The following is a 12,070-nucleotide window of genomic DNA, read 5'->3' on the forward strand; positions in this document are numbered from 1 at the left end:
GACATAATAGTATTGTTTATAATATAAAACTATTCGTTAAAAGGAGATGGAACATTTTTATTTTTTATACAGTAATAATAATATTTTAGATATATTTATTCCTTTCTGTAAAATTATGCGATTATACTGTTTCAAAAAAAATCAATTCTTTTTCTAATAGTTTAATTGTTTTACCCGTCACTTTCATTATAAAAGTGGTATTATATCCCTAGAAAACAATAGCTGTGATATGTAATGAACAGAAAGGTATTAGTTTTAAAAATTATCATGGTGCTATTTTTGCAAGTGAATAGAACTTATAGATTTTTACACTTTCATCAATCATTGTGATTCTAACATATAAACGAAGCTATTAACATATTTTAATATAGGATTGTGTATGACTCGCACTTTTGCAATTCCTCCCAAAGCATCTAGAATCACTCATAAGGAAATATATCATGGTATTTTTCGTGATGATCCCTATCATTGGCTACGTGCGTCTAACTGGCAAGATGTTTTTAAAGATCCTAACTGTCTTGACCCCAATATTCGACAGCATCTTGAAAAAGAAAATGCTTATCAATCAGCTCAAATGGCTGATACAAAATCATTACGAGATTTGCTTTTTACAGAAATGAAAAACAGGATACAAGAGAATGATAGTTCTGTTCCTATAAAACATGGTCCTTTTGCTTACGGATTCTCTTATGTTACCGGAGGCCAACAACCACATTATTTTCGGACACCAAGGAATGGCGGAGAAAAAAACGTGTACCTTAATGGTGATGTCTTGGCAGAAGGCAAAGAATATTTTAAATTTGGTTCAGTTCAAGAATCTCCTGACCATACACATGTGGTATGGACCTATGATGACAAAGGATCAGAATTCTATACAGCTAAAATTCGTAATTTTGAGACATTGTCTGACTGTACGGACACAATTACTGATACATCTGGTCAAATTGTATGGGATGCTAGGTCTGAAGGTTTTTTCTATACTAAGATGGATAAAAACCACCGACCTTCAGAGCTCTATTATCACCAATTAAACACAGATCAATCACAAGATAAGCTTATTTTTCGTGAAGACAATCCAGGTTTTTTCTTAGATGTAAGCGGTTCTAAGCTTAATGATGTTATTTATATTAATATTCATGATCATGAAACATCCGAGATCTGGTTAATTCCTGCTGAGGCACCTTTTACTGTTCCCCAATGTGTACGGAAACGACAACAAGGTATTGAATATTCACTTACAGAGGGTGGTGATGTCTTTTATATTCTAACCAATTTAGATAATGCAAAAGATTTCAAAATTATGGTAGCGCCATATACATCTCCACAATCAGAAAATTGGTCTGAGTTTGTCCCACATCAGCTTGGGTGCCTAATATTATCCCATGATGCTTATCAAGATTTTCTTGTCTGGATCGAACGTTTTGAGGGGCTTCCACGTATAAAAGTAATGGAACGTACCACTAAACAAGTTAATTCCATCGCTTTTACTGAAGAGGCTTATTCTTTAGGTCTGCAAGGAGTTGCAGAATATAACAGTCCAACTATTCGTTTTTCCTATTCGTCTATGACAACACCTGATCAAGTGTTTGATTATGAGATGAAAAGTTGTAAACGAATGCTTTTAAAAACGCAAATAATTCCCTCTGGGCATAATAAAGATGCATATGTAACACGACGGATTATAGCAATAGCAGACGATGGTGAGAAGATTCCTATTTCACTTTTTTACCACAAAAACACTCCCCTTGATGGTGGTGCGCCTTGTCTGCTTTACGGTTATGGTGCTTATGGGATTTCTATTCCTGCCAGTTTCAATAGTAATGTACTTTCTCTAGTAAACAGAGGTTTTATTTACGCTATTGCTCATATTCGCGGAGGAAAAGAAAAGGGAGTAGAGTGGTATGAGAAAGGAAAACATCTCTTTAAGCACAATACATTTACAGATTTTATTGCTTGTGGGCGTTACCTTGTAAACAATAAATTCACTTCTCACGACCGGCTGATTGCCCATGGTGGTTCAGCAGGGGGGATGTTGATGGGAGCCATTGCCAATATAGCTCCCCAGGATTTTGCTGGGATCGTAGCGAATGTGCCTTTTGTTGATGTCTTAGCGACAATGTTAGATGCTTCATTGCCACTCACACCTCCAGAATGGGGCGAATGGGGGAACCCTCTTGAATCAGAAGAAGATTATAAGCTTATTGCTTCCTATTCCCCTTACGATAATGTCAAAGCTCAAAACTATCCCCCTATACTTGTGATGGCAGGATTAACAGATCCTCGTGTAACTTACTGGGAGCCTGCAAAATGGGTGGCAAAATTACGAGACCTAAAAACAGACGATAATGCAGTTTTATTACGTATTAATATGGATTCAGGGCACGCTGGTGCAGCTGGACGTTTTTCAAAGCTAGAAGAAGTTGCCTATATCTATGCATATATTCTAAAGATAGCAGGAAAAGACTTTTGCTAATCCATAATACTTCTGTATGAAAGTCTCCGATAATTTATTGGATTATAGAGACTTTCATACACTAAAAAGTTATCTAGATAGTTTAAAATTCACATTCTTCATAAAGTTCTAAAACATAGTCCCAATTAATTAAATGGTCTACAAAGGATTCGAGGTACTTCGGTCGAGCATTGCGATAATCAATGTAATAGGAATGTTCCCACACATCGACACCCAAAATAGGGCGAGCATTGTGCACTAAGGGATTTTCACCATTAGGGGTTTTCATAATTTCAAGCTTGCCATCTTTAACAGCAACCCACGTCCATCCAGAACCAAATTGGGCACTAGCAGCAGCAATAAAATCAGCGCGGAATTTGTCATAACCACCTAGATCAGCGTCAATAGCTTTTGCTAACTTTTCAGGAAGTTTTTGGCCACCACCATTTTTTTTCATCCAAAGCCAAAAGTGGTTATGATTGTAATACTGCGCTGCATTATTAAACAAACCAATATTTTTTCCAAAACTTTTTTTAACAATATCTTCAAGGCTTTCATTTTCTAAGCCTAACTCTTTCACAAAATTATTGGTGTTGGTAAGATAAGCAAGGTGATGCTTATCATGATGATATTCAAGTGTTTCGCGTGACATATAAGGCGAAAGGGCATCGTAATCATAAGGCAACGGGGGCAATTCAAAAGCCATTTAAAAATCTCCTCGATTCTAATTGTTAAGCTTATTTCATAAGCCTAATTTGCCATTTACCGAATTTAAAAGCAAATGTTGAATACCTAGTTTGTATGAAATAGTTTTAATGTCTCTCTTTTTGTAAAAGAAGCTTTTAGGAAATGTATATTCATCAATCAAAAAGGGTATTGGTCTACATAAAGATTGCTTCTGAAGATTTTTTATATCTATGAGCGGGTAATGAATATCATTATCTTTTGAATAAAAAGTAAATGGACATAGCTATTATTCCTTGTTTTTGTATATCTATTTTTTCAAATACCATATAAAATGTTTTTAATTTTTGCAAAACTCTTCCAGTTTATTGGTGTATCATAATGTTTTCAACAGAATATTAAGTGTTATTTTTTAGGAAATATTTTTCAATGTGCTTGATTTTATTTTATGGTGCTACCCATGAATAATATAATGTAAAAATTAGTGGACATTACCATCTTTATGCTTAATGCAAGAGCACAGCAGCACTATCATACACTTACCGGTTACCAATGTGGTGACAGCTTTTTTCTTAAATTGAGCAAGATGAGATTTTAATATATCAAGAAAATTAAATCATATGCAAATTTATTAGATACATGAGTAAACTGAAAGATTTTCATGTTCTGTTCCTAAGACATCAATACAAAGAGCAAAATAATTGGTGGATAAATGGTTGCTACTTATGTTAAAATCACAATTGTATATCAGTTTCTGCTACGAATTTGTATCGATGGCAATGCCATACAAGACTCAGAAATTTTATGATAAAAAAGTAAGGTCTTTGATTTTCAGATATTGCGTCCAATCACAGGAATCGCTATAAGGTGCAGGAGTCGCTATAAAGCGTGTTTTTTTGGGGTATAGCCAAGCGGTAAGGCACCGGTTTTTGGTACCGGCATTCCCTGGTTCGAATCCAGGTACCCCAGCCAGTCTTTGGTGAAATGAATCAACCATAAACTTGAGAAATCATAGAGTTGAGAGTGGATTAAACCTCTTAATTATCTTTAGCCATTCATATCGGATTGGTCAGAGGGGAAATACGCGTCTGTAGCGGAGTGGCTCTTACTATAATTATAGTCAAAATAGTTATTTTAGGGATTTTTCTTTATAAGAGTGGGGCTTAAATGGTTTATGCGCACTTGCTTTAGAAAAACTATTTGGCTGGATTTTGCGCTCTATAGCAACACCAGCGTGCAATTTTTCGTATTCCACCATCTTCATTACGTCGTACAGCATAACAATAACGCTGATCAGGAAATATATTTCGTTGCATATCGCGTACAATATGAGCAGTATGGCCATAAGGTGCTACACAATCAATAAACCATACGTATTTTCCATTTTGCCAATTGGCATCGGGTAAAAATTCTCCCTTTTCAAGCATAGATTGATGATTTTTCTCATCTAAAAAAGCCCAAGTGATAAAGGCGCAAAATTCTCCACGTTCATTTTTATAGAGCTTGTATTGCCCAGTCTGTAAAGCTGGACCTAAGTTTCGGTCTATATCCCAAATTCGCCAGCGGCGGTATAAGGGAGATGTAAGCATTAAAACAACCATGGCACCCAAAGCCGTAAGAGGATCTATGAATGATGGTGATGGATTTTCATTTACAGACATTATCTTTCCTTTAGAGATTGTTCTAAAATTTTGGTGATAGGTTCAAAGAAATAAGAAATGAGACGCCGTTTTGAGGTAATGACATCCGTTGTTACAGTCATGCCAGGGATAAATTTAAATTGTTTGTTATTCAAAGTGATGTGATCTTGGTCAATTTTGATTAAAACAGCATAGACACCATTAATTTCTTTATTATAGCGCGCTGTAGCGCCTACATTAACGACTGTACCGTGGATAACACCGAAACGTTCAGGTGGAAAGGCAGAAAACTTGATGTAAGCACGTTGACCCTTTTCTAAAAAACCAATATCTCTATTATCAAAAAACGCTTCAACAATGAGACCACCTGCATCAGGGACAATACGCATAAGCGTTTTACCAGCTTCTACAAAGCCGCCCAAAGTATGGATACTTAAATCATCGATACGTCCATCAACAGGCGCATAGAGTGATAAGTGGTCAAGATGGTATTGAGTGCTATCAAGTTTTGCTTTTAATCCTTGAAGATTCAGTTCTGTTTCACGCGAAAGTTGGCGATAGCGGGCGATTTCATCGGAAATGAGACTTTTCCGTTGTTGGCGGAGGGTGTTTATTTCGGCGGCATTTTCTTCCAAACGTCTTTGATTGGTTAAAATTTCATGCTCGACATTTTTAAAATCATGTAAACGCTCTAAATAAACGGCTTGGCTAATGACTTTTGTTTCCATCAGGCTTTTTGCAGCTTTTAATTTTCCTTGGCTTAATTGACGATCATCTTCCAACCTATCTAATTGCGCATGTTGTGTTGCACCGCTGCGCTCGACGCGGTCCGCTTGTGCTTTTAGCGCTCTTAATTTATCTTGGAGAGATTGAAGGGCAGCGCTAATGAGTTTTTCCCCTTCTATTCTTGCAGTCGTGTTGCCAGAAGGAGGAACTGGCAGATAGGCAAGCCCTTTGGTTACAAAATCTTTATCCAAAGGATCACTTTCATGCAAAGCTGTTAAAATAGCTGTTGCAATTTGTGCTTGAAGGGTTTGTTGCGCGATATCTGCTTGAACACGTGCGCACTCATTGAGGGCTTCACGGGGATCTAATTGAATAAGGAGATCCCCTTGATGAACAAATTGCCCTTCTTTTACAAGAATTTTCTCAATGCGTCCTGTATTTTGCGCTTGGACCAGCTGAACGTAAGCGGTGGGAATAACACTTCCTTGCCCCCGTGCAACAATCTCTGTTTTTGCGATAAAGCTGCCGATCACAATAAAGAGAAATAAGGTGACCAAAACAGCAACCACCATATGAAGCGTTGGTGACAAAGGGCGCAAATAGGGAGCTTTATCTGCCATTTTTTGCCTCCAAATCAGTACAGTTTAAGACGGTTGCATGCTGAGGGAAGAGATCACTTTTGTGGGTAATAACAAGAACAATACGTTCTTGCGAAAGTTTATATAAATGCTCAACAATTTGTGCACTGACAGTATCATCCAATGCGGAAGTAGGTTCATCCAAAATAAGCAGGCTTGGGTTTATCAGAAAGAAACAAGCCAAAGCCAAGCGTTGGCGCTGACCACCTGATAAAAAACCACCTTGCTCTCCTACTTGAGTATTGAGTCCTAGAGGCAACTGAGCAATCAAATCATGGCAAGCACTAACATATAGTGCAGAGTCGATTTCATCTTTAGTGGCATCTGGTTTTGCAAGAAGCATATTCTCAAGAATGGTTCCGGAAAAAAGGCAAGGATTTTGGGGAAAATACGCGATTGTGTCACGCACGCTACGGACATCAAAATTCTGTAAAGGTTGGGCGTTAATCAATATCTTTCCGCTTGTTGGGGGGTAGAGTCCACAAAGGAGCTTCGCCAAGGTTGTTTTTCCGCACCCTGAAGGACCAAGTAACATAATTGGTTGCCCAGGTTGTAAACAGATATCAAGATGATTGATAATGGACTTATCTCCATAAGAAAAACAGAGATCGTTGGCTTCAAGATGAGGAGGAGCGCTGAGTTGAAGAGGCGGCTTTTCTTCTTCCCATTCTGAAGGGGAGTTAAGAATATCGCCCAAACGAAGACGAGAGATTTTCAAATGCTGCCATTCTTCCCATAGGGATGCAAGGCTTAAGATAGGACCAGAAACATTTCCAGCGAGGAGATGAAAGGCAATAAGTTGCCCTAGCGTAATCTGGTTTTGAAGAACTGCCTGAGCACCAAAAAAGATAATAAAAATAGTGAAAAGATCACCAAAAATATGGCTCATGGCTCCATTGAGAAGATGCAATTTACTGGTTGTAAGGCTTTGATCTAAACTACGAGCTAAAGTTTCTTGCATGCGTATTGTATGAGCAGATTCTTTTACGTGTGCTTTAATGGCTTCAAGATTGGTAAAACTTTCAATAAGGCGCGATTTATGGACAGCTTGCAGAGTGAAAGCACGGCGTAATTGGCGGCGCAAGAAGGGACCGACCAACGCTAAAGACCCCATTTGTAAAGGTAAAATGATAAGGACAATGAAGGTAAGTTTCGGACTAATGGAAAAGAGTGCAACAATATAAATAATGGCAAACAGAACATTTAGCACAGTTGTGGCGATGGTTCCTGTTAAAAAACCGCGAATTGTATCAACTTCTCCAATACGTGAAAACAATTCTCCTACTTGCCAACGGCGTAAAGTGGGCAAGGAGAGACTTAAAAGATGGGTGTAAATGCGCCGTCCAAATTCTAGCGTAAGCCGATTGGCTAAATAAGCACCTAAGTAGCCTGATAGAGTGCTAAGAGCTGTGCTAAACAGCATGATAGCAACCATCAAGACAACGATAGCATAGAGACTTTCAATACGCTGAAAAGGGAGAATACGGTCGATAATCGCTTGAAAAATAAAAGGATTCACCAAGCCCAGCAAACGCAAAACAACAGCAACGCAACTGAGTTCGATGACATAATAGATATATTTCTTTGTTGTTCTTGTAAACCAAGAGAATGATACAGGTTTTTCTTGTGAATGACTCATTTGAATTTATGATTTTATTTAAGAGAAAGAGCGATTGATGTCGCATATTTAAACAGTATTGTAAATAGTATTATATTTATACAAAATATACATTTTGTGTGAATGTAATATAAACATAATGTATTTATTGTTTATACAGTATTTTTATTGTTATTTATACAAATTATATTTGACATTTTCTAAAATGAATTTTCAACTGTATCGTTGTGATACAGTTATTTTTAATAATAAAAGGAGGATTTAAATGGGTAGTTCAAGCTCATCAAATGATTCAAGTAGTAACTCACATCCAAAAAGTTGGCTTTTTCCAGAAGAAGATGATTGTAGCGCAGGCGCTCATGCCCAAGCAGCAGGTGCAGGTGGCATCGTAGGAGAATTAATAGGAGGTATTGCTGGTGCAGTTGGAGGTCTTTTTTCTGGATCGGGAGGTGTCGGTTCTGGCTTTGTCAATGGAGCAATAGGAGGTGGACTAGCAGGAGCTGGTGACGCTGTGGTAGATAAATACAATGCATGCTATACGGCACCAAGTTGTGAAACAAGCGATTATGTTGAAGCAGCTGCCATACACGGAGGCATAGGAGCTGCAAGTGGTGCATTATTGGGTCCGGAAGTAGCACTAGCAGGCGGATTAGGAGGAGCTGCTAACGGTTTGATAGATAAGTACAATGAATGCCATCCGAATCCAAGTTGTGAAGCAGGCGATTATGTCGAATCAGCAGCCATAAAGGGAGGCGCAGGAGCATTAATTGGTTTATTAAGTGGTCCGGAAGGAGCAGTCGCAGGCGGAGTAATGGGAGCTGTTAGCGGTTTGATAGATAAGTACAATCAATGTCATCCGTAAAGTGGAGGGACATTGTTTCTAATTTATTTAGAAAATAGCTAGTAAGATATTTCTGAGATCAGTGATATTGTAAACATACTTTAAAGCTATGGCTAAACTGATTTCAGGGATATTTTTGTGTGTAATAATAGATATTTTATTTTGGATTTTTTTGTTATGAATACTTTTACTGGCTCCTTATTGGCAACGTTTATATGTGGATTTTTAATGTTCTCTTACAATAGATTTAAAGGTGAGAACTGGAGTATAAAAAGGACAATATTATCAACAATTATGTTTTTTATATTATATTATGCTGGAAATTTATTAGTTAAATATATGGGAATTTTATAAAGATTATTTATATATAAAATTATACTTAATTAAGTTAAGTTTATTATTTGAATTATAATTTCTATATATATTAAAGACTTCATAAAGTAGATGAAATTTCAGTCTGGATTTTTTGTTATGCATACTTTTACTAGCTCCTTAATGACAGCAATTGGATTTGGACTTTGCATGTTTTCTTACAATAGATTTAAAGGTGAGAACTGGAGTATAAAAAGGACAACATTATCAACAGTTAGGTTTTTTATATTATATTATGCTGCAAATTTATTAATTGAATATATGGGAATTTTAAAATAATATAAAATAAAGTTGTTATCAGTATTTTATTATTTATTATAATTTATATATTTTTACAAATTATAGTTTATTTTTTGCTAAATAGCATGCTCATCACATAATTCAATTAGTAACTCACATCCAAAAAGTTGGCTTTTTCCAGAAGAAGATGATTGTAGCGCAGGCGCTCATTCCCAAGCAGCAAGCGCAGGCGGCATCGTAGGAGCATTAGTAGGAGGTGTTGCTGGTGTGCAGTCGGAGGTTCTATTGCTAAACTAGGAGGTGCAGGTGCTGGCTTTGTGAGTGGAGCAGTAGTAGGTGGACTAGAAGATCTGGTGACGCCATGGTAGATAAATACAATCAATGCCATCCGAATCCAAGTTGTGAAGTAGGCGATTATGTTGAATCAGCGGTCATAAAGGGAGGCACAGGAGCATTAATTGGTTTATTAAGTGGTGTCCGGAAGGAGCAGCCGCAGGCGGAGTAATGGGAGCTGTTAACGGTTTAAAAGATAAGTACAATCAATGCCATCCGTAAAATGGAGGGAGGCTGTTTCTAATTTATTTAGAAAATAGCTAGTAAGATATTTCTGAGATCAGTGATATTGTAAACATACTTTAAAGCTATGGCTAAACTGATTTCAGGGATATTTTTGTGTGTGATAATAGATATTTTATTTCGGATGTTTATTATGTATATTGGTGATAATATTATTTCACTATTAATGAGTAATGTTTTTGATAATGAGTAATGTTTTTGATGTATTGTATTCAATATTTATTTTTATATTTTTATTTGCATTAATTTATAGATACAGTGGTGACAGTTGGAAAAATAGTATAAAGGAATCGCTTAAGACATTTGGTTTGTTCTTTTTGTTCTTTTTAGCATTTTTTTATTTATTTTTCTTTTAAATATATTAGATATTAGTATCTATATTTAACTTATTATAAAAAATAACTTTCATTTAAATAAGTTTATATTATTTTTAATTATATATATTATGTTTTTGACTTTCTTATTGTGTATAATTTAAAAATTTTTTCTTATATACTTAGATTAAGAAGTTGAAAAGAATATAAAATTAGATTTATTTGAGTTAAGTTTATTATTTATAGCATTCTAAATTTCTATCTATATCTCTATATATATAAAATTATTCGTAAAATAGATAAATTATTTTAAATTAAAATATTATTATATATGATATGTTTTTTATCAGGTTAAATAAGATTTATTTTTAGTATTTGTTTTATATCTATGTAGACTTTTTACATTTCAGAAAATGAGCTGACTTAGTTAAAAAGAGATAGAAAAAGCAACATTCTATACGAAAATTCTATTTTTTGTTATAGATTGTTTGCGTATCTATAAATTTATGTAGCTATAAGTTTATAATCAAATTTGCTAAGTTTATTTTTTTACAGAGTTTTTTCTTAAAAAGCACGAATTGTATTAATCTTTCCAATACGTGAAAACAGTTCTCCCATTTGCTAATGGCGTAAAACAGGCAGGAGAGCCTTAAAAGATGGGTGTAAACGCGTCGTCCAAATTCTAGCGTAAGCCGATTGGCTAAATAAGCCCCTAAGTAGCTTGATAGAGTGCTAATAGCCGTGCTAAACTGCATGCTAACCATCTTAATTGTATCGTTCTGATATGTTTTTTTACAAAATATAAAGGGGGATTTATATGTTTGGTTCATTTAGTTCTATTTTTTCTAATGGTTGGTCTTATGTTTCTAATACGTGGTCAAATATTTCATCAATGAATTTTTCAAGCAGTGAATCACGACCTGGGTGTACTGTTGGAGATTATCTCTCAGCAGGATTTTCAATGGGACGTAGGGGATAGAATATGGGAGTGGTAATTGGTGGAGTTATGGGGGGGGGACAGTTGGAGGACCAATAGGCGCTGTGTAAGGTCTAATGTTAGGAGGAAGAGTTGGCTCTGCAGTAGGATTTGGTACAGGTTTGGGATATACAGCCTATGAATGTTATCGCTAATATAAAAATTAGCAGATATTTGTAAAATGAACAAGCTTGTAGGCATAATTATGTGTCTACAAACTTGACTGGAAGGTTTAGGTGCATAATTTTACAAAATTATATATTTATTTTGGATTTTTTTTATGAATGAGCTTATTAGTATTATTGTAGAATTATTATTTTCTATAGGTGCTTTATTTATATTTTTCTATACATTGTTTTCATATTATAAATCTAAAGGTTATAGTAAAAAAGAAATTTGGAAAAAAATTTTGTTAAGAATATTTTTGTTCTTTATATTATTTTCTATGACATTTTTTATTTATATACGTTATTTCTATGAACAATGATTATTCATTATTAATTTATAATTATAGATTAATTTGGAAATTTTATTTGTTATCTATATTTTTAATATATTTTATGAATTATTTTTTGCATTTTTTGTTTAATTATATTTATTTAAATTGTATTATGTATCTAAGGTATGTAATGAAAAAAATATTAAAATTAAATCATTAATTAATAATAAATTCGTTTTTTATATTATTTTAAATTATTAATTTTTATATGAAATAATATATATTAATGTTTATTGTTTTTATATGTTTTTAATTTGGATTTTTTATGATTGATATTATTCGTATTATTTCAGAATTATTATCTTCTACATGTTTTTTCTTTATATTTTTCTATTCCATGTTTTTACATTATAAATTTAAAGGTTATAGTAACAAAGAAATCGTGAAAAAAATTTTTTTCACGACATTTTTTTTCATTATATTTACTATATTACTTTCTATAACAGTTTTTATTTGTATACGTTATTTATATGAAAAATGATTTTTATAATAAT

7 protein-coding genes and 1 tRNA gene are annotated in these 12,070 nt (G+C 34.5%); 4 read left to right on the forward strand and 4 right to left on the reverse strand.

Features of this window, described 5'->3' with window-relative positions:
* Positions 1-379: 379 nt before the first annotated feature.
* Positions 380-2,473, forward strand: a complete 2,094-nt coding sequence (locus ACFIN0_RS01435; RefSeq protein WP_375610098.1) for a S9 family peptidase — start codon at positions 380-382, stop codon at positions 2,471-2,473.
* An 82-nt stretch (positions 2,474-2,555) separates the two neighbouring features.
* Here the strand turns inward: ACFIN0_RS01435 and ACFIN0_RS01440 are convergent, their stop codons facing one another.
* Positions 2,556-3,158 (reverse strand): superoxide dismutase, encoded by a 603-nt coding sequence (locus ACFIN0_RS01440; RefSeq protein ID WP_375606385.1) that lies wholly within the window; start codon positions 3,156-3,158, stop codon positions 2,556-2,558.
* An 875-nt stretch (positions 3,159-4,033) separates the two neighbouring features.
* On the opposite strand from ACFIN0_RS01440, the gene ACFIN0_RS01445 reads away from it, so the two are divergent.
* A tRNA-Gln gene (locus tag ACFIN0_RS01445) sits at positions 4,034-4,108 on the forward strand.
* A 224-nt stretch (positions 4,109-4,332) separates the two neighbouring features.
* On the opposite strand, the gene ACFIN0_RS01450 is transcribed toward ACFIN0_RS01445, so the two are convergent.
* The 3 genes from ACFIN0_RS01450 to ACFIN0_RS01460 are packed head-to-tail and all read right to left on the reverse strand — an operon-like array spanning position 4,333 to position 7,779.
* On the reverse strand, positions 4,333-4,797 hold the full coding sequence (locus ACFIN0_RS01450; RefSeq protein ID WP_375610099.1) for a toxin-activating lysine-acyltransferase: 465 nt from the start codon (positions 4,795-4,797) through the stop codon (positions 4,333-4,335).
* Positions 4,797-6,122 (reverse strand): HlyD family type I secretion periplasmic adaptor subunit, encoded by a 1,326-nt coding sequence (locus tag ACFIN0_RS01455; RefSeq protein WP_375701764.1) that lies wholly within the window; start codon positions 6,120-6,122, stop codon positions 4,797-4,799. The genes ACFIN0_RS01450 and ACFIN0_RS01455 overlap by 1 nt, the downstream gene beginning before the upstream one ends.
* A complete protein-coding gene (locus tag ACFIN0_RS01460; RefSeq protein ID WP_375701765.1) occupies positions 6,112-7,779 on the reverse strand; it encodes a peptidase domain-containing ABC transporter in 1,668 nt (555 codons plus the stop codon). The genes ACFIN0_RS01455 and ACFIN0_RS01460 overlap by 11 nt, the downstream gene beginning before the upstream one ends.
* 244 nt (positions 7,780-8,023) lie before the next feature.
* On the opposite strand from ACFIN0_RS01460, the gene ACFIN0_RS01465 reads away from it, so the two are divergent.
* Complete coding sequence (locus ACFIN0_RS01465) at positions 8,024-8,620, forward strand: hypothetical protein (RefSeq protein ID WP_375701766.1); 597 nt, start codon at positions 8,024-8,026, stop codon at positions 8,618-8,620.
* 2,298 nt (positions 8,621-10,918) lie between these two features.
* On the forward strand, positions 10,919-11,080 hold the full coding sequence (locus ACFIN0_RS01470) for a hypothetical protein (protein WP_375607786.1): 162 nt from the start codon (positions 10,919-10,921) through the stop codon (positions 11,078-11,080).
* Positions 11,081-12,070: the final 990 nt, after the last annotated feature.

This window comes from Bartonella sp. AA89HNZF (genome assembly GCF_042196905.1).
Classification (GTDB): domain Bacteria; phylum Pseudomonadota; class Alphaproteobacteria; order Rhizobiales; family Rhizobiaceae; genus Bartonella.